The organism is Stenotrophomonas sp. S4 (assembly GCF_054187805.2).
This window is the reverse complement of record NZ_CM196188.1, coordinates 3,605,846-3,628,391: the sequence shown is the minus strand read 5'-3', so window position 1 is coordinate 3,628,391 and position 22,546 is coordinate 3,605,846. Positions and strand designations below refer to the sequence as shown.

Below are 22,546 nucleotides of genomic sequence, written 5' to 3'. Positions count from 1 at the left end.
TTCCATTCCCCACGCCAGAACTCGCGCGGCTTCCGCGCGGCGGCGAACGGAGCGCGTCCATGAGCAGTCTGCGCGATGCGATGAGCCACGCAGCGCTGGGCTGGGTCAAGCCCGAGCTGGACGAGACCCTGCGCCAGGTGCGCAACGAGGTCGAGTACTACGCGGAAGATCCCACCGATGCCAGCCGCATGCGCATCTGCGCCGGCTACCTGCACCAGGTGCAGGGCACCCTGCGCATGGTCGAGCTGTATGCCCCGGCGATGGTGGCCGAAGAGCTGGAACAGCTGGCCAACGCCATCGGCGCCGGCCGTGTGGCCGACCGTGATGAAGCCTGCGCGACCCTGATGCGCGGCAGCGTGCTGCTGCCGGACTATCTGGAACGCCTGCAGAACGGCCATCGCGACATTCCGATCGTGCTGATGCCGCTGCTCAACGAGATCCGCGCGTCGCGTGGCGAAGAGGGCGTCAATGACAGCGTGCTGCTGGCCTTTGCGCCGGACAGCGTCACCGCCACCGAGGCCGAGCTGGACCATGCCCGTGGCAGCCTGAGCGGGCGCAACCGCGAGCTGCTCGACACGGTCGGCAGCGCGGTGAAGGAAGAACTGCTGCGCATCAAGGATGCGCTTGACCTGCACCTGCGCACCGGCGGTGCGCCGGAACAGCTGCAGACCCAGGCCAACGAGCTGGGCGCGGTAGCCGATACGCTGGGCATGATGGGCCTGGGCGTGGCCCGCGGCGTGGTCGTGCAGCAGCGCGACGCGCTGCGTGGCGTGGTCGAGGGGCGCCAGCAGATCGACGAGAACCTGCTGCTGGATATCGCCGGTGCGCTGCTGTACGTCGATGCCTCGCTGGACGACCAGGTTGCCCATCTGGGCGCCGGCGGCAGTGGCGAGGACGATCCGAGCGCGGTGGAGAACCGGCGCACGGTGGAAGTGCTGGCCCATGAAGCCATCGCCAACTTTGCCGCCGCCCGCGAGCATTTCGTCGCCTTCATCGAAACCAGCTGGAACCATGCCGAGCTGCAGGACGTGCCGCGCCTGCTGGGCGATGTGTCCGGCGCCCTGCGCATGCTCGACCTGGGCACCGCCGCCGATTACCTGCGTGGCGTGCAGCAGTACATCGAGGCCGAACTGATCGGCCGCCAGCGCGTGCCCAGCGGCCGCCAGCTGGACACCCTGGCCGATGCCATGGCCAGCCTGGAGTACTACCTGGAAGCCCTGCGCGATCGTCGCCCGGGCCGCGAAGACATCCTCGAAATCACCCGCAGCAGCCTCGAGGCGCTGCGCTACTGGCCGCTGCCCGAGCGTAATGCCGTCGCGCCGGATGCGCTGGCGGTACTGGCGGTCGAACCGGAGCCGGTTACCCTGCAGGCCGAACCGCTGCAGCCGGAACGCATCGAGATTCCGGTGCAGCCTGCCGCGCCCGCTGCCGGCGACATGCCGACGCCGCTGCCGGACTTCACCTTTGATCCGCCGCCGGCCACCCCGGCGCCGATGGTGTCCGACAACCGCCTGATGTTCGGTGCATTGGGCACTGTGGCCGCCGTGGCCGCCAGCACCGGTGATGCCGACGCCTCGCCGTTGCCGACGCACGATGATGCCGAGGCATCGCTGGTCTTCGCGGCGTCCAGCGCACCTGCACCGGATGTCCCGCAGTGGGAGTTGGCGCCGTTCCACTCGGAGGGCGACGTGGTCGCGCCTGCCGATGACGAACGCAGCCCGACCTTCGCCAGTTTCGATCCGGTCAGCTTCGAGCTGGCAGACAGTGGCCACTCCGGTGCACCGCAGTGGTCGCTGTCCGAGGCACCGCAGGTGCTTGAGGAAACCGTAGCGCCTGCGATCGACGAGACGACGGACGCCGTGGTTTCGTCCGCGACCGGATTCGATGCTGCACCGGTGTTCGATCCGGTAGCGGCCGAGCAGGACGCGGTTGCCGAGTCCGACGACGTGGTGTTCCGCTTTGACGCCGACGCATTGGACAACGCTGACGACGTACTGTCGCTGCATGCGATGGAAACGCTGTCGCTGGACGATGACGCCGGGTTGCATCCGGCGCTGGAGATCGTCGATGCCGTGGTGCTGCCGCCGGTCGATGCATCGCCTGCGGCGGAGGTCGAGGTGGACGAAGCTCCGGATGACCTGCCGGCACCGTCGTTCACGCCGCCGCCGATCGAAGCGCCCGCCCCGGCAGCGGAAATCTCGGCACCGGCCGTGTCGGTGATCGATATCGACACCATCGCGCCGATCGATTTCAGCGAAGCCGATGCCCAGTTCTTCGCCGAGCTGAGTGCAGCTGCTGCCGGCTTCAATCCGCAGGCGATGCCTGCGGCGGCGGCACCGGAGCAGGTGGTTGCGACCGACGCCGACACCAATGCCGACGCGAATGCGGGCTTCGACGCCGGCTTCGACGACGACGCCGAGAACATCGACGAGGACATCCGCGAGGTGTTCCTGGAAGAGTTCGACGACGAGCTGGCCAATCTCGGCACGCTGCTGCCGGCGTGGCGCGTGCAGCCGGACAACATGGACCGGCTGCGTCCGATCCGCCGCATCTTCCATACCCTGAAGGGCAGTGGCCGCCTGGTGGGCGCGCGCACGCTGGGCGAGTTCGCGTGGAAGATCGAAGGCATGCTCAACCGCGTGCTGGATGGCAGCCGCGCCGCGTCGCCGGCGGTGCTGGCGATGGTCGACAACGCACATGCGGCGCTGCCGCAACTGAACGCGGCGCTGCGCCATGGCCAGCGCATCAGCGTTGACCTGCAGGCCATGCAGGCCATCGCCGATCGTGTCGGTGCAGGCGAGGAAACCTACTACGTACCGCTGCCGGGTGCGGCTGCGCCGGTTGTACCGGTTGCCGAAGCCGACGGTGAAGACGAGATCAGCCGCATTCTCGACGCCGAGTCCGCCGCTTCGGCGCCGACCGATGCCGTCGTGGAGGCCGAAGTCGTCGGCACGCCGGCCAACATCGACAGCGTGCTGCGCGAGATTCTCGAGGCCGAGGTGGAAGTCCACCAGGCCACCCTGCAGGACTGGCTGCGTTCGGCGCAGCAGGCACCGCAACCGGTCAGCGATGCACTGCTGCGCGCGGTGCACACCATGAACGGCGCCTTCGCGATGACCGAAGTGCCCGAGATCACGGCTGTGACCGGCGGCGCGGAGTCCTACATCAAGCGCGCACTGGCCGCCGAGGTGGTCCCGGGTGATGAAGGCGTGGCCGCCCTGGATGCGACCGCGCAGGCGATCACCGCCACCATGGAAGCATTGCAGGCCGAACAGCCGCGCATTGCGCCGCAACAGGTGCTGGCACAGCGCCTGCAGGCGCTCGCCGGCGAGTTGCCGGAAGCGCGCTGGCCGATGGTGGGCCTGGAAGACGAAGAAGACGATCTGGCACTGGATGACGAACCCACAGCCGAATCGGATGTGGAGGCATCGACGGCCATCGCGTCCGGAACCGATGCGGTGCCGCTTTCGTTTGTCGCACCGGAGCGGGAACCGGAGGCACATGACGATGCTGCGCAAGCTCCGGTCGCCGACGTGGCGATCGAAGCCGGGCTGGAGGTCGGTGAGCTGACGGCCAGCGACGATCTGTCGCGCTACTTCGATGCCGGATGGCCGTCCGTGCCGGGTGAGCAGGAGGCGTCGCTGCCGGTGGTCGAATCGATCCAGGTGGCCGACGATGTTCCAGGCGTTGCCGTAGCCGGCGCCGAGGCGGAGTCCGAAAGCGTGCCGCCGTTGTCCGACGATGCCGGTTTGACCGTCGTGGATGATCTGTCGCCATACCTGGATGCCAGTGCGCTGCCGGTCGACGACCGCGACGCCGAAGAGATCCCGGTCGCTGTCGAAGCCGTCGCATCTGACCTGAATGCGCCCTCGGCCGATCACGCGCACGCCGTTGATGCCGTGGCGTTCGAAATGCCTGCTGCACTGCCACTCGACAGCGAGCTGTCGAGCCTGCAGGATGAAATGGCTGCGCCGGGGTTTGCAGAACCGGTCTCGCTGGAAGCCGCGCTCGAGGCCGGCCTGCACGTGATCGACGAAGAGCAGCCCCTGGCCGACGACGGGCAATGGCCCGTGCTCGGCCTGCAGGCCAGCGAACTCGCGCCGGGCGAGGCGGAAGCCTTTGCCGAGGATGCGGACGTCGGCGGGGAGGCGGCGATCGGTGAAGGAGAGAGCGCCGATCAGCCGTCCCCGGCGACGGTGAATGAGGAGATCGCGGAGTCCGCTGCGCCGGCCACCGCCGAACCGGTGCGCTTCTTCGAACTGGAAGACGCGCCGGGCCAGGCGGATGTCCACGCCGAAGCCGAAGCCGCCGACGTCGATGCGGTTGCCGTGTCGGATGCCGTGGCAGCCGGCACGCCTGAAGCCGACGTGCCTGAAACCGTGACACCTGACGTCCTTGCCATGCCGGTGCTGGAAGACAGCGCCGATGCGCTCGACTTCAGCGTCTACGATCGCGAGCTGGTCGACATCTTCGTCGAGGAAGGCAAGGACCTGCTCGACCACTGCGATGGCCTGATCAGCGAGCTGCGTGATGCACCGCAGGACCGCGAGGTGCTGGCCGGCCTGCAGCGTGACCTGCATACCCTGAAGGGTGGTGCACGCATGGCTGGCATCAACGCCATCGGCGATCTCGGCCACAGCATCGAATCGTTGCTGGAAGCCGTCGCCGCCGGTCGCACCGAGATCGAACGCCGCGATGTGCAGTTGCTGGAGCGCGGATTCGATCGCCTGCACCAGCTGCTGACCCGCACCGGTGACCACCGCGTGGTGGAACCGGCGCAGGATCTGGTCGACGCGTTCGAAGTGCGTACCACGACCGATATCGCTGCTGCGGCGGCGGCAGCGGCAGCCAACGTGGCGAACGTCGCAGAAGCCGCGTCGGCACCGGTCGCCAGCCCGGCGCCGGCACTGCTCGATGCGCCGTTGTCGGCACCGCTGCCGGCCGAAGGCGTTGTCGATGAAGATCCGCTGGCGCGCCCGCAGCAGGAACAGGTGCGCGTGCGCGCGGATCTGCTCGACCGCCTGGTCAACCATGCCGGTGAAGTGGCGATCTACCGCTCGCGCCTGGAACAGCAGCTTGGCGCCTTCCGCGGCGCGATGGGCGAACTGGAGCGCACCAATGCGCGACTGCGCGACCAGCTGCGCCGCCTCGACCTGGAAACCGAAGCGCAGATCGTCGCCCGCTACCAGCGTGAGCAGGACCAGGCCGATCAGAAGTTCGATCCGCTGGAACTGGACCGCTTCTCCACCCTGCAGCAGCTCAGCCGTGCGCTGAACGAATCGGCGGCCGACCTTGGCGGCCTGCAGGGCGTACTCGACGATCTGTCACGCCAGTACGACTCGCTGCTGCAGCAGCAGTCGCGCGTCAGCTCCGAGCTGCAGGACGGCCTGATGCGTGCGCGCATGGTGCCGTTCGATGGCCTGGTCCCGCGCCTGCGCCGCGTGGTCCGCCAGTCCGGCATGGATACCGGCAAGCAGGTGCACCTGACCCTGGAAGGCACCCACGGCGAACTGGACCGCAACGTTCTCGACCGCATGGTCGCGCCGCTGGAGCACATGCTGCGCAACTCGGTGGCCCACGGCCTGGAAGCGCCGGAACAGCGTCGTGCCGCCGGCAAGCCGGAAGAGGGCGAGGTCGCCATCCGCCTGCACCGTGAAGGCTCGGAAATCGTGCTGGAAGTGGCCGATGACGGTGCCGGCCTGGACCGCGAAGCGATCCGCCGCCGTGCCATCGACCGTGGCCTGTTGGCCGCCGATGCACAGCCGAACGAGCAGGAACTGGACAACCTGATCTTCGCGTCCGGTTTCTCCACCGCCGACCAGGTCAGCCAGCTGGCCGGTCGCGGTGTGGGCATGGACGTGGTGCGCAACGAAGTGCGCCAGCTCGGCGGCTCGGTCGACATCCAGTCGGTGCGTGGCCAGGGCGTGCGCTTCACCCTGCGCCTGCCGCAGACGCTGGCCGTCACCCAGGCGGTGTTCGTGCAGATCGGCGAAACCACCTTCGCCGTGCCGGTGGCCTCGGTCAGCGGTATCGGCCGCCTGTCGCGCGAACGCTTCGAGGCCGCCGACAGCAGCTACCGCTACAGCGGCGAAGACTATCCGCTGTACGACCTCGGCAGCCTGGTCGGGCAGGCCCCGGCGCGTGCCGATGGCCAGGACCAGGTGCCGCTGCTGCTGGTCCGCGCCGGTGACCTGCGCGCTGCCGTGGCGATCGACCAGGTGCTGGGCAACCGCGAAATCGTGGTCAAGCCGGTCGGCCTGCAGATCGCATCGGTACCGGGCATCTACGGTGCCACCATCACCGGCGATGGCCGCGTGGTGGTGATCCTGGACGTCGCGCCGCTGGTGCGCCGTTTCCTGGCCAATCCGACGGCACCGGTGCTGGCCAATGCGCCGCGCGACGAACGCCAGGTACCGCTGGTGATGGTGGTCGATGACTCGCTGACCATGCGCAAGGTGACCGGCCGCATCCTGGAACGCCACAACTTCGAAGTCAGTGTCGCCCGCGATGGCGTGGAAGCACTGGAGCGGCTGGAAGAGCGCGTGCCGGACCTGATGCTGCTGGATATCGAGATGCCGCGCATGGACGGTTACGAGCTGGCCACCGCGATGCGCGCCGACCCGCGCTACAAGGATGTGCCGATCGTGATGATCACCTCGCGCAGCGGCGACAAGCACCGCCAGCGCGCCTTCGAGATCGGTGTCCAGCGTTATCTGGGCAAGCCGTACCAGGAACTGGACCTGATGCGTAACGTGTACGACCTGCTGGGGATCGCCCGTGTCCGTGAGTGAAACCCATCCGGCCCCGGCCGTTGCCCTGCTGGCCCGCCCTGGTGCGGCGCGCGAACGCCTGCGCGAGGCGCTGTCGCATGCAGATGTGCAGCTGGTCCTGGAAGATGATCCGAACGGCCTGGAGCCACAGGTCCTGCAGGCTGCGGATCCACAGTTCGTGGTGATCGCGCTGGAAGCTGCCATCGAGGACGCACTGGAACGGCTGGAAGCCGTGCTCTCGGCACCGGGGCTGACCCTGGTGTTCGATGAGGCCGAGCTGGCCGCACGCCGCGACGGCTGGGAGGCCCAGCGTTGGGGGCGCCATCTGGCCGCCAAGCTGCATGGCCACCAGCAGGTGTTGCCGCCGGGTGCCGAGGAAGAGCCCAGCCTGCAGCTGGAGCCCGGCCATCCGGCGCCCGCGCCGGCGCCGCAGGAAGAAGCCCTGCAGCCGCACCTGGAGCAGGCGCTGAGCTGGGCCGATGAGGTTCCGGCAGACGGCCTGTATTCGCCTCCGGCACACCTGCACGAACCGATCGCGTTGGAGCAGGCCCTGGCGGCGCTGCAGCCGGTCGTGCCCGAACCCCTGGAGCCGCCTTCGCCGCCGCAGGCGCTGGCCGAACCGGTGGCGCCTGCGGCACCGCCGATCTCCTTCGATCACACCGCCTGGTCGCTGGTCGAGGAATCGATCGAAGCGCCGGTACCGGCAGAAGCCGTGGCATCGGTCGCCGTGCCGCAGCCCTCCTTCGATACCGATCATCTGAGCCTGGTCGATCTGGATGCCACCGCCCCGGCCGGTGCGCGCGCCGCATCGCTGCTGGTGCTGGCCGGCATCGGTGGCCCGGATGCCTTGCGTCGCCTGCTCGGCGCGCTGCCCGCGTCGTTGAGCGTGCCGGTGCTGGTGCACATGCGCCTGGATGGTGGCCGCTACGGCAACCTGGTCAAGCAGATGTCGCGCGTTTCGCCGTTGCCGGTGCAGCTGGCCGAGGCCGGCCAGCACGCCGTGCCGGGCGAGGTCCACGTGCTGGCCGATGATATCGGCGTGCGCGCGGCCAGCGATGGCCTGCATTTCCAGAGCGATGCCACTGGTATTTCGCTCGCTGCATTGCCGGCCGAACACACCGCGCTGGTGCTGCTCAGCGGTGCCGACCTGGCTCACGTCGGCCCGGCGCTGGACCTGGCGGCTGCCGGTGCCTGGGTGGCCGGGCAGGTGGGCGAGGGCTGCTACGACCCGGCTGCAGCCACTGCGGTGGTTGCTGCCGGCATGGTGGCCGGTGAACCGCAGGAACTGGCGCAGGCGATTGCCGCGCGCTGGGGTGAGCAGGACGACAACGGAGAAGCACCATGAGCTACGCCAGCAATGACGAAATCCGCGGCGTCCTGATCCAGGCCGGCAACGAGCGCGTGCTGCTGCCCAATGCCACCGTGGCCGAAATGATGTCGCGCGTGCCGGTGCAGCCGGTCTCCGATGCGCCGCGCTGGCTGGTCGGCGAGATCGGCTGGCATGGCTGGCAGGTACCGCTGGTGTCGTTCGCACGTCTTTCCGGGCTGGGCGAAGAGACGGTGGCCGGCCACAACAAAGTGGTGGTACTGAAGTCCCTCAGCGGCAATGCGCAGCGCCCGTACTACGCGCTGCTGACGCAGAACTTCCCGCAGCTGATCTCGGTGCCGCGCGACGGCCTGCTGGCCGACGCCTCCGAAGAAACCCTGCCGCAGATCGTGCACATGCGCGTGCTGCTGGGTGAGCAGAGCGCGCTGCTGCCGAACCTGGACGCGCTGGAAGCGGCGCTGGATTCGCTGGCGGCCTGATCGGGAACCCGCCGGTCGGATTCCCGGTCGTGCCGGCCGCTGGCCGGCAATCTCGTTATTCCCTGGATGCCGGCCAGCGGCCGGCACTACCACGAACCAGCATTACCCCAGATCGCCCAACCGCGCCTGCAACGCCGCGATCGCGGCCAGCCCGGCCGTTTCCGTGCGCAGGATCCGCGGCCCCAGTTGCAGCCCCTGGAATCCTGCCGCGGCCAGTTGATCGCGGTCGCGCGGCGACCAGCCGCCTTCCGGGCCGATCGCAATCACGATGCCGCCGGCCGGAGCGGCTTCCAGCGTCGACAGGCGATGCGCCCCCTGCGGATCCAGGGTCAGCCGCAGCGAATCGGCTGGCAGCGCCGCCGCAGCCTGCGCCAGCGACAGCGGGGATCCCACCTGCGGAATGCGCGCACGCCCGGACTGGCCGCAGGCCGAGGTCACCACGTTGTTCCAGTGCGCCACGCGCTTCTCGGCCCGTGCCGCATCCAGCTTCACCTCGGTGCGCTCGGCGTTGACCGGAATGATCGAGGCCACGCCCAGTTCGGTCGCCTTCTGCAGGATCAGGTCCATCTTCTCGCCACGGGCGATGCCCTGCAGCAGGGTGATCGCCAGCGGCGATTCGTTGTCGATGGCCTGCACCGCGTCGATGCGCACCTGCACTTCGCGCTTGCCGGCCACGGTCAGCGTGGCGCTGTAGTCATGGCCGTCGCCGTTGAACAGCACGCAGGTGTCTCCCTCGCGCAGGCGCATCACCCGCACCAGATGGTTGGCGGTCTCTTCCGGCAGGGTCACGGTCTGGCCGCTGTGCAGCGCCAGGTCGATGGGGCAGCGGGTCACGCGCATGCAATCGCCTCGTCGATGGCCGCCAGCGTGGTGTGTGCCAGCAGCTCCAGTTGTTCGTCATCCACGCAATAGGGTGGCATCCAGTACAGCACGTCGCCCAGCGGGCGCAGCACCACGCCGCGCTTGAGCGCGGCCTTGTAGGCCTGCAGGCCCAGCCGCAGGCCCGGATCGAACGGCGTGCGCTTGTCGCCGTCGCGCGACAGCTCGAAGGCCACCACCATGCCGGCCTGGCGCACGTCGGCCACGTGCGGGTGGTCGGCAAACGGTGCCGCCAGCGTGCCCATCACCGAGGCGATGCCCCGGTTGCGCGCGATCACATCGTCGTCGCGGAAGATGTCCAGCGTCGCCAGCGCTGCGGCGCAGGCCAGTGGGTTGCCGGTGTAGCTGTGCGAATGCAGGAAGGCGCGCTCGCGCGAGTCGTCGAGGAAGGCGTCGTACAGTGCCTGCGTGGCCAGTACCGCGGCCAGCGGCAGGAAGCCGCCGGTCAGTCCCTTGGACAGGCACATCAGGTCCGGCATCACCCCGGCCTGCTCGCAGGCGAACAGGGTGCCGGTGCGGCCGAAGCCGGTGGCGATCTCGTCGGCGATCATGAACGCGCCATGGGCATCGCACAGTTCGCGCACGCGCTGCAGGTAGACCGGGTCATGCATGCGCATGCCGCCGGCACACTGCAGGCGCGGTTCCAGGATCACCGCGCAGATCTCGCCCGGGTGCTGGTCGAACAGCGTGGCCAGGCCATCGGCCGCCTGCCGCGCGCGATCGGCCGCGCTCTGGCCGGGTTCGGCCAGGTAGGCATCGGGTGAGGGTGCGAACAGGCCTTCGGCCAGCAGCGGTGCATAGACGCGGCGATACAGCGGAATGTCGCCCAGCGCCAGCGCGCCCAGGGTCTCGCCGTGGTAGCCATTCTCGAGCGCGATGAAGCGCGTGCGGCGCGGCTCTCCGCGGTTCTGGAAATACTGGAAGGCCATCTTCAGCGCCACTTCCACGCCGGCTGAACCATTGTCGGCATAGAACACCTTGGCCAGCGGCGCGCGGCCGGGCTGGCGGGGGGCCAGTGCCAGCAGGCGTTCGGCCAGGGTGATCGCAGGCTCGTGGCCGAAGCCGGCCAGCATCACCTGTTCCAGCTGCCCGGCCTGGGCGGCGATGGCGCCACCGATGCGTGGTTCGGCGTGGCCGAACAGATTGGTCCACCAGCTGCTCACCGCATCCAGATAGCGGTTGCCGTCGTGGTCGATCAGCCAGGCACCTTCGCCACGGGCGATCGGCACCAGCGGCAGGGTGTCCGGATGCTCACGCATCTGCGTGCACGGGTGCCACAGCACCTGCAGGTCGCGCTGCCGCCAGTGGCGGGCCAGCGGGGAGGGGGTTGGGTCTGCTAGCATTTCGGGCTCATGAACATGTTGCTGCCTGCACATTCTATCGGCCCCGGCGCAGCCGCCGGGCGCCGCGGAGATTCCGCATGAACGATGACCGTGCCGGCCGTCGCTTGCCGATCATCCATCGGATCACCGATGAGGAGAACGGCCCCTTCCAGCGCCAGCACCTGGACCTGGAGTTCTCCAACGGCGAACGCCGCCGCTTCGAGCGCCTCGTCAGCCGTGGGCGCGGTGCGGTGGTGGTGGTGCCGATGCTCGATGACGAAACCGTGCTGCTGGTGCGTGAATACGCCGCCGGCATGCACCGTTACGAGCTGGGGCTGGTGAAGGGCCGTATCGATGCCGGCGAGACGCCTGAGCAGGCGGCCGACCGCGAACTGAAGGAAGAAGCCGGTTATGGTGCGCGCCGGGTCGACGTGCTGCGCGCGATGACCCTGGCCCCGACCTACATGAGCCACCAGTCGTGGCTGGTGGTGGCGCGCGACCTGTACCCGGAAAAACTGGCCGGCGACGAGCCCGAAGAGCTGGAAGTGGTGCCGTGGAAGCTGGCCGAACTGGACCAGCTGATGCTGCGCGAGGACTTCTCCGAGGGACGCTCGCTGGCGGCGCTGTTCATTGCCCGCCAGTGGCTGCAGGGAACGCGATGATCAAGCTGACGACGGACCTGCGCGAGACCGCCATCGCCATCGCCCAGGAAGCCGGACAGGCCATCATGCAGGTGTATGCCGATGGCTTCGACGTGCAGATCAAGGACGACAACAGCCCGGTCACCGCCGCTGACCTGGCCGCCAACCAGGTCATCGAACTGGGCCTGCGCCAGCTGACCCCGGACCTGCCGATCCTGTCCGAGGAATCGGCGCAGGTGGGCTGGGAGCAGCGCCGCCACTGGGGCGCCTACTGGCTGGTGGACCCGCTCGACGGCACCCGCGAGTTCGTCAAGCGCAACGGTGAGTTCAGCGTCAACATCGCCTTGATCTACCAGGGCGCGCCGGCCTTCGGCGTGGTGCTGGCGCCGGTCACCGGCATCGTCTGGCATGCCATGCGCGGTGAACTTGCCTATCGGCGGCAGGGCCTGCACGACACCGTGCTGCGTACCCGCACGCCGGCCACTGCTCCGCTGCGCGTCGCCGCCAGCCGTTCGCACCGCTCGCCGGAAACCGAGGCGCTGCTGGCGCGCATGGGCCGCATCGAGACCATCGCGCAGGGCTCGTCGCTGAAATTCTGCCGGATTGCCGAAGGCGGCCTGGATGTCTATCCGCGGCTCGGCCCGACCTCTGAATGGGATACCGCCGCCGGCCAGTGCGTGCTGCATGCCGCCGGTGGCGCGGTGCTGTCGGCGGCGACCGGCAAGCCCTTCCGCTACAACCGCCGCGAGACCCTGTTGAACGGCGATTTCATTGCCCTTGGTGATACCAGTCTGCCGTGGCGCGACTGGTTATCCGACTGAACCTGGAGCCCGCATGAGCGCGCACGATACCCCCACCACCGGCAGTGCCGCCAGCAACGAACTCGAGCGCCTGCTGTCGATCATGGCGCGACTGCGCGATCCGCAGGGCGGCTGCCCGTGGGACCTGGAACAGGACTTCGCGACCATCGCGCCGTACACCATCGAGGAAGCCTACGAGGTCGCCGATGCGATCGACCGGGGGGACCTGGACGATCTCTGCGACGAGCTCGGCGACCTGCTGCTGCAGGTGGTGTTCCACGCACGCATGGCCGAGGAGCAGGGGGCATTCGCCTTCGCCGAGGTCGCCCGTGCGATCAGCGACAAGATGCAGCGCCGTCACCCGCACGTGTTCGCCGATGTCAGCGTCGACGATGCCGATGGGGTGATGCGCAACTGGGAGGCGATCAAGCGCGCAGAGCGTGCCGCCAAGGGCGAGCAGGACACCTCCGCACTGGCCGGTATCTCGCGTGGCCTGCCGGAATGGCAGCGCGCCGTGAAGCTGCAGTCGCGCGCGGCCAAGGTCGGGTTCGACTGGCCGGGCCCGTTGCCGGTGCTGGACAAGGCGGCCGAGGAGCTGCAGGAGCTGCGCGAGGAATTCGAGCGCGGAGATATCGCCGGCAACAAGGCGCGCCTGCAGGAAGAACTGGGCGACCTGCTGTTCGTCTGCGCCAACCTTGCCCGGCACGCCGATATCGATCTGGGCGCCGCACTGCGCGGGGCCAACCACAAGTTCGAGCGGCGCTTCCGCGCGATGGAAGCGCAGGCCGCCGCCCAGGGCGAGGCGCTGGCCGCACTGGACCTGGATGCGCAGGAAGCACTGTGGCAGCACGCCAAGGCAGCGGAAAAAGCGTGAAGACGCTCGGCCTGTTCCTGCTGACCGCGCTGGCCGAGATCATCGGTTGCTATCTGCCGTGGCTGTGGCTGCGCAAGGGCGGCAGTATCTGGCTGCTGCTGCCGGCGGCGGCCAGCCTGGCCCTGTTCGCCTGGCTGCTGACCCTGCACCCCACCGCCAGTGGACGGGTCTATGCCGCCTACGGTGGCGTCTACATCGGCACCGCGCTGTTCTGGTTGTGGCTGGTCGACGGCATCCGCCCCAGCCGCTGGGACCTGTTCGGTGCAGCCCTGTGCCTGGCCGGCATGGCGGTGATCATGTTCGGTCCACGCACGCCCCCGGTGTAACGTCGAGCCAGGCTCTACAACGGCCGCCGGGCCACGCCCGGCAAGCGCGCAGCGGCGCCTCCGCGGAAGGCGCATGATGGCAGTGACCACGGCCCCGGAGCACGCACATGTCCCGCTTCGCCAGCTTCCGCGAGTTCTACCCGTTCTACCTCAGCGAGCACCGCCACCCGGTCTCGCGGCGACTGCATTTCATCGGCAGCTGCGGAGTGCTGCTGCTGGTGGCTGCTGCCGTGCTGCGCGGCCAGCCGCTGCTCCTGCTGGCCGCGTTGTTCTGCGGTTACGGATTCGCCTGGGTCGGTCATTTCTTCTTCGAGAAGAACCGCCCGGCGACCTTTCGGCATCCGCTGTATTCATTCATGGGTGACTGGGTGATGTTCGCCGACATCCTGCGCGGGCGGGTGCGCCTGTAGCAGGCGGTTGCGGGGGAAGCCATTGCCTCGCCCGAAAGGGAAAGGGTGGGGCGGGCCGCGCTTCCGCTTCCACGAACCGCTGCGCTGCGGCACGCCTGCGGGCGACCGATCTGGGATAATGGGGATTCTTGTTTCCTCTGCTGCCGGATCCGGTCATGACCCAGAAGACGCTGCTCAACGATACCCACCGCGCCCTTGGCGCCAAGATGGTCGATTTCGGGGGTTGGGACATGCCCATCCACTACGGCTCGCAGCTGGACGAGCACCACCTGGTGCGCCGCGAGTCCGGTGTGTTCGACGTCAGCCACATGACCGTGGTCGACCTGCGCGGTGACCAGGTCAAGCCGTTCCTGCGCCGCCTGCTGGCCAACTCGGTCGACAAGCTGAAGGTGACCGGCAAGGCGCTGTACTCGTGCATGCTGAACCCGCGCGGCGGCGTCATCGACGACCTGATCGTCTACTACCTGGGCGACGATTTCTTCCGCATGGTGGTCAATGCCTCCACCCGCGAGAAGGACCTGGCCTGGCTGCGCGAGCAGGCGGCACCGTTCGGCGTTTCCGTCGAGCAGCGCCCGGACCTGGCCATCCTCGCCGTGCAGGGCCCGCAGGCGCGCGACATCGTGATCGGCCTGGCCCGCGAAGCCGACCGTGCAGCGTTGACCAAGCTGGGCCGCTTCGCCGCCCTGCAGGCGCAGTCCGACGACGGCGTCGAGCTGTTCGTCGCCCGCACCGGCTACACCGGTGAAGACGGTTTCGAGATCCTGCTGCCGCAGGATGCCGTGGTCGCCTTCTGGAACCGCCTGCTGGCGGCAGGCGTGAAGCCGGCCGGGCTCGGCGCGCGCGACACCCTGCGCCTGGAAGCCGGCATGAACCTGTACGGCCAGGACATGGACGAAGCGATCAGCCCGTATGAAGCGGCGCTGGCCTGGACCGTGTCGCTGGATGAAGGCCGCGACTTCATCGGCCGCGACGTGCTGGAGGCGCAGAAGGCCGCCGGCACCGCGCGCCAGATGATCGGCCTGGTGATGGACGAGAAGGGCGTGCTGCGCCACGGCCAGGCGGTGACCACCGCAGGCGGCCAGGGCGAGATCCTGTCCGGTACCTTCTCGCCGACCCTGGCCAAGGGCATCGCCTTCGCCCGCGTGCCGGCCGGTGAACTCGGCGAGGTCACCGTCGACATCCGCGGCCGGCAGGTGCCGGTGCGCGTGGTCAAGTTCCCGTTCGTGCGCGAAGGCCAGGCCCAGCCCGGCGTGCTCGCCGACGCCTGATCCGAACGTGCCGGTCGTCACTGACAGCAGTGGCGGCCGGTTGGTTACACTAGCCCCGTTTTTTCCACCCCTGCATATCTCTGGAGCAGTCCCATGAGCGAGATCCCCGGCGACCTCAAGTTCCTCAAGTCCCATGAGTGGGCCCGTGTCGAAGGCAATGGCCGCGTCACCGTCGGTATTTCCGACCACGCCCAGGGCCTGCTGGGTGACCTGGTCTACGTCGAACTGCCGGAAGTCGGCGCCGACGCCAAGGCCGGCGAGCAGATCGCCGTCGTCGAGTCGGTGAAGGCCGCCTCGGACGTCTACAGCCCGATCAGCGGCAAGGTCGTCGAGGTCAACTCGGCACTGTCCGACAAGCCGGAAACCATCAACGAAGATGCCTACGGCGAAGGCTGGATGTTCGTGGTCGAACTGACCAACGCCGAAGAGGTCAACGAGCTGCTGGACCCGGACGCGTACGCTGAAGCCCTGGAGAACGAAGACCACTGAGTCGTCGTTTCCGGATTCTGGAACGGCCACCTTCGGGTGGCCGTTTTTGTTTTGGCGACCGCGTCGGACTCATGACGCGGGGTTCGCTGCGCACCCTCGGCGTGGCATCAGCCGACAGACGAACGGTGCCGATGGGCGTGCGCAGTTTTGCGCAAATCCGCGTTTCAGCCCCGCGCCGAAGCGTTCGAATGTGAAAACTTTTCGCCCCCCGTTGCGGCGCCGTTGTGCTGGCGTTGGCGGCGGTGCCGGTGACCATCGACGTTGCGCGTGCGCTGTTGTGCCCAACCTGCGCCTATCTGCGCGGAGTGCTTATTTCAAGTGTTTTTTGATCAACGCCTGCATTGGCATCGATGCAGGCAACGCGCGTGCGCGCCGCTTCCGCCGTCGTTGCAGGCCGTGCAGAGTGGTGGCGCCGGCGGCGCCCGGGACGGCGCGGATGTGAAAATTTTTCGCGGGGGTTGTTGACAGTAAAAAAAACCGTGATTAGGTTTCGCCTCAGCAGACCTTGCCTGCCCAACCGAGTGCGCAGAATCAATCGTCCGATGCGAAGCAGCCCCTTCAAGACCACCGCGACCCTGATGACGGTGGACATGGCCCCGCTTCCCCCGGAGAAATGCAAGGCAACTCCCGTTCCGATGCCCGCTCCGCCGATCGAGGCGGGCATTGCCGCATCCGTAACGGCGCGCCTGACGCGCCGGCGGTCCCCGCACGCAGCATCCGCGGGTTTGATCCAACTGGGCGTTTCAACTCCCTATCACTGACGAGGAGCCATCCCATGGCAACCAAGAAAGCTGCGAAGAAGAAGCCCGCCGCCAAGAAAGCGGTGAAGAAGGTCGCGAAGAAGGCCGCTGCCAAGAAGGCAGTGAAGAAGGTCGCGAAGAAGGCGACCGCCAAGAAGGCAGTGAAGAAGGCTGCGAAGAAGGTCGCCAAGAAGACCACTGCGAAGAAGGCAGTGAAGAAGGCGGCGAAGAAGGTAGCCAAGAAGTCCACTGCCAAGAAGGCCGTCAAGAAGACCGCGAAGAAGGCCGTCAAGAAGGTAGCCAAGAAGGCCACCAAGAAGACTGCCAAGAAGGCTACGGCCCGCAAGCCGGCCAAGAAGGTCGCAAAGAAGGCGACTGCCAAGAAGGCCGTCAAGAAGACCGCCAAGAAGGCAGTAAAGAAGACCGCGAAGAAGGCCACCAAGAAGGCTGCCCCGAAGAAGGCAGCGAAGAAGGTTGCCAAGCGCAAGCCGGCCGCCCGCAAGAAGAAGGCCGCTCCGGTCGCTCTGCCGGCAACCCCGGCGCCGCTGATCTAAGTACTTCCCGATAGCCGCATCCTGAAACCCCCTTCCCTGGCTGCCCAGCGGGGAGGGGGTTTTTTTATGGGCCGTTTGTAGCGTCGAGCCAGGCTCGACTGTTTTGCTGACGATCGGCGCTAGCCCTGCGGCGCCGCTGGAAAGCGCTCCACCAGGAAGTCGAGGAAGCTGCGCAGGCGGGTGGAGTGGTAACGGTCGTGCGCATAGACCACGTGCATCGGCCGACCGGCCTGGCCGTGTTCTGGCAGCAGCTGCACCAGGCGGCCCGCCTCGACATCGGCGGCCAGCAGCAGCGTCGATTGCAGGACGATGCCCAGACCTTGCAGCGCCGCCGAACGCAGGGCTTCGCCATTGTTGATCTGCAGCCTGCCATCGGGCACGCGGTCGAGCCCGCCAGCATCGGCCTGCAGCCACTGTGCAAGTGCGCTGGGTTCGAACGACAGGCATTGATGGCCGGCAAGTGCCTGCACGCTGAGTGGCGTGCCATGCCTGGCCAGGTACGCCGGCGAGGCGCACATCATCAGGCGATAAGGGGTCAGCGCACGCGCCACCAGCATGCTGCTGTCGGCCAGCGTGCCGATCCGAAGCGCCGCTTCGAAGCCCTCTTCTGCAAGGTCGACCACACGATCGGTCAGCGTGGCGTCGACCCGGACATCCGGATGGCGCGCCATGTACTCGGCCAGTGCCGGTACCAGCGCATGCGTGCCGAAGATCACCGGTGCACTGATGCGCAGCGTGCCCGCCGGTGCCAGGTGCTGGTGCTGCGCCTGCGCGTCGGTTTCATCCACCAGGCGCAGGATCTCCCGGCAGCGGGTGTAGTAGTCCTCGCCGAACGGCGTCATGTGCTGGCGGCGCGTGGTACGGCTCAACAGCTGCATGCCCAGCCGTGCTTCCAATGCTCGCAGGTGCTTGCCGGCCATCGTCGCCGAGATGTCCATCGCCGCGGCTGCGGCACTGAGGCTGCCCTTGTCCACGATCAGCACGTAGACCTGCATGCTTTCCAGCAGGTTCATCTGACACCCCGGGTGTTGAATGCTGAAACCTGCGCGGAGTTTATCAATCAGGGGTGATCAAACAGCATGTCGTGCAGGGGCCGGATGTGCCGGCCATGCTGACAGGAGAACACCATGGACTTGAATCTTGCAGGCCGTACCGCGTTGGTGACGGGCGCGGCCAGTGGCATCGGTGCTGCCGTCGCCAGGCAGCTGGCGGCCCAGGGCGTGCGCGTTGCCATCACCTCGCGTCAGCAGGCACCCCTGCAGGCGTTGGCGGCACGGATCGAAGCCGAAGGCGGCGCCACACCTGTCATCGTGGCTGGCGATGTCACGGTTGCCGGCGACGTCCGGCGCATCGCGGACGCATCCCGAGAGGCATTGCAACGTGTCGACATCCTGGTCAATGCCGCAGGCGGTTCCCGGCCGACCACGGTCGATGCCGATGACGATATCTGGGAGGAAGCGATCGCCCTGAACTTCTCCGCCGCGCGACGGCTGACCCAGGCGCTGTTGCCCGGCATGCAGGCGCAGGCTTGGGGACGGGTGATCAATTTCAGCGGTTCGATGGAACCGCGGGCGGTGAACGCTGCCACCGCGGCGAAGGCGGCATTGCACCTGTGGAGCAAGGGCCTGTCGTCGGAGGTGGCCGGGCAGGGCATCACGGTGAACGCGATTGCACCGGGGCGCATCAACAGCGCGCAGATCCTGGACCGCCTGCACCCCTCCGAGGAAAGCCGACGCGCGTTCATCGCCCGCAACATCCCGATCGGACGCTTCGGTGAACCGGAGGAAGTGGCGCCGCTGGTGGCGTTCCTGGCCTCGCCGCTGGCCGCCTACATCACCGGTGCGGTGATTCCGGTGGACGGCGGCATGCACTACTTCGCGCACTAGTTCCGCATGTGTAGCGTCGAGCCGTGCTCGACTGCTTCTTCGTGTCTGTAGAGTCGAGCCGTGCTCGACTGCTTTGCACGAACAGTCGAGCAGGGCTCGACGCTACAACGGCCAACAAAAAGGGCGGCCCGCAGGCCGCCCTTCATGCTCACTGTCGAGCCCGGCTGATCAGCGCGGCGAAGCCACCGCGCGATTGCCCGAGGCGCCCTTGCCCTTGCGCTTGTCCTGCTGCGCCGGGCTGGCGCCCTCGGCCATCAGGTTGTCGCTGCCGAAGTCAGTGTCCACGTCCAGCCAGCGCTGCGCCGGCAGGCCGAGCGCGGAGTCGAGCACGGTCGGCAGCAGGCCGCTGGGCAGGCCGCTTTCGCCATTCCAGAGGATGGCGATGCCGAGATCGCGTTCCGGCACCAGTGCGACCAGGCCGCGATAGCCCTGCACGGCACCGGCATGGAACACCACGTCGTGGCCGGCGTAGTCGAAGGTACGCCAGCCCAGTGCGTAGCCGGCCGAATGCAGGCGCTCGCGGCGCCAGCCCGAACGCATCTCGCCGGGGGTGTTGATCAGGCTCGAATGCAGGGTGGCCAGCAGGGGGGCCGGCAGTACGTCGGGGCGATGGCCGGTGTGGGCCAGCAGCCACTGCGCCATGTCGCTGGCGCTGGCGTTGACGCCGGCCGCCGGAGCAACGCGGTAGTAGGTCGGCTTCGGCGTCAGCGAAACCCAGCCGTTACGGCTGCGCACGTGTGGGCGCGCCCAGCGCGAGCTGGCCTGGATGCCGGCCAGGCCGAGGCTGGCATCGTTCATGCCCAGTGGCTTGAAGATGCGGCGCTCGACCGACTGCTCGTAGAAGCTGCCGGAGGCCGCATAGACGACGTCGCCGATCAGGCTGAAGGCCACGTTCTGGTAGGCGTAGCAGTCGCCCGGCAGGCACTTCAGGCTGGTGTTGGCCAGCTTCTGGGTCAGCGAGTAGTACTCGGCGTTGCCTTCGATGTCGCGGTCGTAGGCGTTGTACGGCAGGCCGACGCGATGGCTGAGCACGTCGGCCACGGTCAGGCGATCGGTGGCTTCCGGCGAGTTCAAGCGGAAGCCCGGCACGTAATCGGTGACCTTGCTGTCCCAGCGCAGCGTGCCGTCGTTGACCAGCAGGCCGGCCATGGTGCCGGCGAAGGCCTTGGACAGCGAGGCCAGGCGGAACACGGTGTGCGCATCGACCGGCAGCGGGTTGTTGACGTCGGTGACGCCATAGCCGCGCGCGCTGAGGATGCGGCCGCCCTGCACGATCGCCACCGCCATGCCTGGCACGCGCTCGCCATAGGTCAGCTGCTGCGCCATCGATTCGATGTTGGCGACGTTGAAGCCAGCCGCCGGCGCCTGGACGTGCGGCACCAGGCCGGTGCGGTAGGCCGCAGGCTGGGTGTGGGCGACGGTGGGAGCCGTCGCGGATTCGATGTTGGTCGGCATCGGCGGCAATGCCGGCGGTGTCTGCGCGGTGGTGGACAAGGCAACGGGCATCAACATGCCCAGCAAACCGGTGGCCGCCGAACGGATCGGACGACGCAGGCTGTTCTTTTTCATCGGTTGGACCCGTGCGCGACTGCTGATGGCGATTCTAGCGCCGCTTTTCCCCTGTGCACAAACAAAGCGAAGATGAATGCGCATCTTGTTGAAAAAGTTGGAATTTTGACGCCCCGAAAGTGTGTATCGGAACGTGTCATCCCGGCCGGTCGTCGTGCCCATCCGCAGGCGCGGGGGCGCGTCACGCTGGCGATGTTGCGGTGCATTGGCTAACGTACGCGCTTCACTGCCCCGGAGCCTGCCATGCTGCTGTCCAACCGCCGTCTGTGGGCGAGGGGCGCTGCGTGAGCGCTGCACCGGGCAAGGGGCCGCTGCGAGGCCTGACGGCGGCGCTGCGCGAGTCGCCGGCGCTGTGGTGGTCGTTCCTGTACTTCTTCTGCCTGCTCAGCGGCTACTACGTGCTGCGCCCGGTGCGTGAGGCCATGGCCGCCTCGGCGGACCTGGAAACGGTGTTCCCGCCCGTGCTGATCGCCTGGTTCGCCAGCCACGGCGTCGCGTTGAAGGACTTCGTCCTGCAGTTCCTGTTCTCCTGCGTGTTCGTGATCATGCTGGCGCTGCAGCCGGTGTACGGCTGGCTGGTCAGCCGCTTCCCGCGGCGGGTGTTCCTGCCGGCGGTGTATGGCTTCTTCATCGTCACCCTGCTGGGGTTCTACGTGCTGTTCGACAGCGGCATACCCGGCCGGGGCATGGCCTTCTTCTTCTGGGTCATGGTGTTCAACCTGTTTGCGGTGGCGGTGTTCTGGAGCTTCATGGCCGATGTGTTCTCCAATGCGCAGGCGCGTGCCTACTACGGCTACATCGGCGCCGCCGGTACCCTCGGTGCCTTCCTGGGCCCGTTGATCACCAGTGCGCTGGTGCAGCGCGTGGGCATCGCCAACCTGATGCTGGTCTCGGCAGGGTTCCTGGTCGTGTGCCTGCTGTGCATCTGGCGGCTGCGTCACTGGGCGGTGCTGCGCGAGCGCGAACAGCAACTGGTCTCCGGCGAGCAGCCGATGGGCGGCAGCGTGCTCGACGGCCTGAAACTGATCGTGCGCGAGCCGCTGCTGCGTTGGCTGGCGGTGATGGTGGTGTTCGGCGTGGGCGTCGGCACGCTGCTGTACAACCAGCAGGCCAGCATCGTGCGCGCGTCCTTCACCGACCCGGCGGCCAGTACCGCGTTCTTCTCGCGCATCGATCTGGCAGTGAATGCATTGGCGCTGCTGATGCAGGTGGGCCTGACCCGCTGGCTGTTGTCACGCCATGGCATCGCGCCGGCGCTGCTGATTCCCGGGTTCGCGATCCTGATCGGCTTCTCGGTGCTGGCAGCCTCGCCGATGCCGTTGATGGTCGCAGTGGTGCAGGTGATGACCCGCGCCAGCGAGTTCGCACTGGCCAAGCCGGCACGCGAGACGATCTACACGCGCGTGGACCGGCAGTGGCGCTACAAGGCCGGCGCGGCGATCGATACCGTGGTGTACCGCGGCGCGGACCTGGGTTTCACCTGGGTCCACAAGGCGCTGACCCTGTTCGGTTCGCACGTGGTGTTCATCGGCGGCGTGCTGGTGGCCGGCTTCATGACCCTGGCTGCGTTCGGCGTGCTGCGCGAAGAAAAGAAACTGCCGCGCGACCGCTGACGCGGCCCCATCTTCCCGAGGAGAGAAACGATGTCGCTGATCGCGCTGCTGCTGACCGTACTGGTCGCGGTGCTTCACCTGTACTTCCTGGTGCTGGAGATGTTCCTGTGGACCCGCCCGCTGGGCCTGAAGACCTTCCGCAACACGCCGGAGAAGGCCGAGACCACGCGCGTGCTGGCGGCCAACCAGGGCCTGTACAACGGCTTCCTGGCGGCGGGCATCGTGGTGGGGCTGGTGATCGAGCAACCGGTGCTGGTGACGTTCTCGCTGGCCTGCGTGGTGGTGGCCGGGTGCTATGGCGCCTACAGCGTGAGCCGCCGCATTTTCATGATCCAGGCGGTGCCTGCGATCCTGGCGTTGGTGTTTCGCGCGGTAGCGTAGTTTCCAGCCAACGGCGCAGCCCCTCGTGGGTTGGTCGCGTGAAGCTTGTCATGGGGTTGGCCGGGCGGGTTGGGTTCGCGGGGGACGCCGCAAGTACGTCCCTGTGGGCTTGGCCGCGGCATCCATGCCGCGGACACCCCCGCGAACCCAACCCGCCCGGCCCCTGACAGTTTCCGTGCGCGGCCAGCCCACGGAGAAGAAAAAGAAGATCAAGAGCA

At 67.7% G+C, this 22,546-nt stretch carries 19 protein-coding genes; 14 read left to right on the top strand and 5 right to left on the bottom strand.

Annotated elements, in window-relative coordinates; all coding sequences use genetic code 11:
- Window positions 1–59: 59 nt before the first annotated feature.
- From ACUZUJ_RS16980 to ACUZUJ_RS16970, 3 genes are read left to right on the top strand one after another with little or no spacing between them, the layout of a single operon-like run.
- Window positions 60–6,791: an Hpt domain-containing protein gene (locus tag ACUZUJ_RS16980; RefSeq protein WP_458220272.1), complete on the top strand. Its 6,732-nt coding sequence runs from the start codon at window positions 60–62 to the stop codon at window positions 6,789–6,791.
- A complete protein-coding gene (locus tag ACUZUJ_RS16975; protein WP_197622086.1) occupies window positions 6,778–8,115 on the top strand; it encodes a chemotaxis protein CheB in 1,338 nt (445 codons plus the stop codon). The genes ACUZUJ_RS16980 and ACUZUJ_RS16975 overlap by 14 nt, the downstream gene beginning before the upstream one ends.
- Window positions 8,112–8,576 carry a chemotaxis protein CheW gene (locus tag ACUZUJ_RS16970; protein WP_014648089.1) on the top strand — a complete coding sequence of 155 codons (465 nt, stop codon included), beginning with the start codon at window positions 8,112–8,114 and terminating at the stop codon, window positions 8,574–8,576. The genes ACUZUJ_RS16975 and ACUZUJ_RS16970 overlap by 4 nt, the downstream gene beginning before the upstream one ends.
- 102 nt (window positions 8,577–8,678) lie before the next feature.
- On the opposite strand, the gene ACUZUJ_RS16965 is transcribed toward ACUZUJ_RS16970, so the two are convergent.
- Window positions 8,679–9,416 (bottom strand): 16S rRNA (uracil(1498)-N(3))-methyltransferase, encoded by a 738-nt coding sequence (locus ACUZUJ_RS16965; RefSeq protein ID WP_049442978.1) that lies wholly within the window; start codon window positions 9,414–9,416, stop codon window positions 8,679–8,681.
- Window positions 9,407–10,798 (bottom strand): adenosylmethionine--8-amino-7-oxononanoate transaminase, encoded by a 1,392-nt coding sequence (gene bioA / locus ACUZUJ_RS16960; protein WP_049442979.1) that lies wholly within the window; start codon window positions 10,796–10,798, stop codon window positions 9,407–9,409. The genes ACUZUJ_RS16965 and bioA overlap by 10 nt, the downstream gene beginning before the upstream one ends.
- Before the next feature lie 77 nt (window positions 10,799–10,875).
- Between bioA and nudE the strand changes: the two genes are divergently transcribed.
- The 7 genes from nudE to gcvH all read left to right on the top strand — a co-directional run bounded on the left by nudE (window position 10,876) and on the right by gcvH (window position 15,585).
- Window positions 10,876–11,439, top strand: coding sequence for an ADP compounds hydrolase NudE (nudE, locus tag ACUZUJ_RS16955; RefSeq protein WP_458220273.1), 564 nt, complete (start codon window positions 10,876–10,878; stop codon window positions 11,437–11,439).
- Window positions 11,436–12,239: a 3'(2'),5'-bisphosphate nucleotidase CysQ gene (gene cysQ / locus ACUZUJ_RS16950; protein ID WP_014038179.1), complete on the top strand. Its 804-nt coding sequence runs from the start codon at window positions 11,436–11,438 to the stop codon at window positions 12,237–12,239. Before nudE ends, cysQ begins: the two co-directional genes overlap by 4 nt.
- A gap of 13 nt (window positions 12,240–12,252) precedes the next feature.
- Complete coding sequence (mazG, locus tag ACUZUJ_RS16945) at window positions 12,253–13,092, top strand: nucleoside triphosphate pyrophosphohydrolase (RefSeq protein ID WP_049442980.1); 840 nt, start codon at window positions 12,253–12,255, stop codon at window positions 13,090–13,092.
- Window positions 13,089–13,418 (top strand): YnfA family protein, encoded by a 330-nt coding sequence (locus ACUZUJ_RS16940; protein WP_049442981.1) that lies wholly within the window; start codon window positions 13,089–13,091, stop codon window positions 13,416–13,418. Before mazG ends, ACUZUJ_RS16940 begins: the two co-directional genes overlap by 4 nt.
- A 107-nt stretch (window positions 13,419–13,525) precedes the next feature.
- The gene (locus ACUZUJ_RS16935; protein WP_049442982.1) at window positions 13,526–13,828 is read left to right on the top strand and encodes an Mpo1-like protein; all 303 of its coding nucleotides are present in this window, start codon (window positions 13,526–13,528) and stop codon (window positions 13,826–13,828) included.
- 155 nt (window positions 13,829–13,983) lie between these two features.
- Window positions 13,984–15,096, top strand: a complete 1,113-nt coding sequence (gene gcvT, locus ACUZUJ_RS16930) for a glycine cleavage system aminomethyltransferase GcvT (RefSeq protein ID WP_014038175.1) — start codon at window positions 13,984–13,986, stop codon at window positions 15,094–15,096.
- 93 nt (window positions 15,097–15,189) lie between these two features.
- Window positions 15,190–15,585 (top strand): glycine cleavage system protein GcvH, encoded by a 396-nt coding sequence (gene gcvH, locus ACUZUJ_RS16925; protein ID WP_006464497.1) that lies wholly within the window; start codon window positions 15,190–15,192, stop codon window positions 15,583–15,585.
- 292 nt (window positions 15,586–15,877) lie between these two features.
- Here the strand turns inward: gcvH and ACUZUJ_RS16920 are convergent, their stop codons facing one another.
- Window positions 15,878–16,177 carry a hypothetical protein gene (locus tag ACUZUJ_RS16920; RefSeq protein WP_135967637.1) on the bottom strand — a complete coding sequence of 100 codons (300 nt, stop codon included), beginning with the start codon at window positions 16,175–16,177 and terminating at the stop codon, window positions 15,878–15,880.
- A gap of 183 nt (window positions 16,178–16,360) precedes the next feature.
- Between ACUZUJ_RS16920 and ACUZUJ_RS16915 the strand changes: the two genes are divergently transcribed.
- Window positions 16,361–16,879, top strand: coding sequence for a hypothetical protein (locus ACUZUJ_RS16915; RefSeq protein WP_032130057.1), 519 nt, complete (start codon window positions 16,361–16,363; stop codon window positions 16,877–16,879).
- Between the two features lie 119 nt (window positions 16,880–16,998).
- Here the strand turns inward: ACUZUJ_RS16915 and ACUZUJ_RS16910 are convergent, their stop codons facing one another.
- Window positions 16,999–17,892 (bottom strand): LysR family transcriptional regulator, encoded by an 894-nt coding sequence (locus ACUZUJ_RS16910; RefSeq protein ID WP_101765940.1) that lies wholly within the window; start codon window positions 17,890–17,892, stop codon window positions 16,999–17,001.
- A gap of 114 nt (window positions 17,893–18,006) precedes the next feature.
- Between ACUZUJ_RS16910 and ACUZUJ_RS16905 the strand changes: the two genes are divergently transcribed.
- On the top strand, window positions 18,007–18,765 hold the full coding sequence (locus ACUZUJ_RS16905) for an SDR family NAD(P)-dependent oxidoreductase (RefSeq protein WP_101765939.1): 759 nt from the start codon (window positions 18,007–18,009) through the stop codon (window positions 18,763–18,765).
- Between the two features lie 168 nt (window positions 18,766–18,933).
- On the opposite strand, the gene ACUZUJ_RS16900 is transcribed toward ACUZUJ_RS16905, so the two are convergent.
- Complete coding sequence (locus ACUZUJ_RS16900; RefSeq protein WP_075676850.1) at window positions 18,934–20,334, bottom strand: serine hydrolase domain-containing protein; 1,401 nt, start codon at window positions 20,332–20,334, stop codon at window positions 18,934–18,936.
- A gap of 284 nt (window positions 20,335–20,618) precedes the next feature.
- Here ACUZUJ_RS16900 and ACUZUJ_RS16895 point away from each other — a divergent pair, with 284 nt between their 5' ends.
- Window positions 20,619–21,947, top strand: a complete 1,329-nt coding sequence (locus ACUZUJ_RS16895; RefSeq protein WP_119006994.1) for an NTP/NDP exchange transporter — start codon at window positions 20,619–20,621, stop codon at window positions 21,945–21,947.
- A 30-nt stretch (window positions 21,948–21,977) separates the two neighbouring features.
- A complete protein-coding gene (locus ACUZUJ_RS16890; RefSeq protein ID WP_101765938.1) occupies window positions 21,978–22,328 on the top strand; it encodes a DUF1304 domain-containing protein in 351 nt (116 codons plus the stop codon).
- Window positions 22,329–22,546 lie beyond the last annotated feature (218 nt).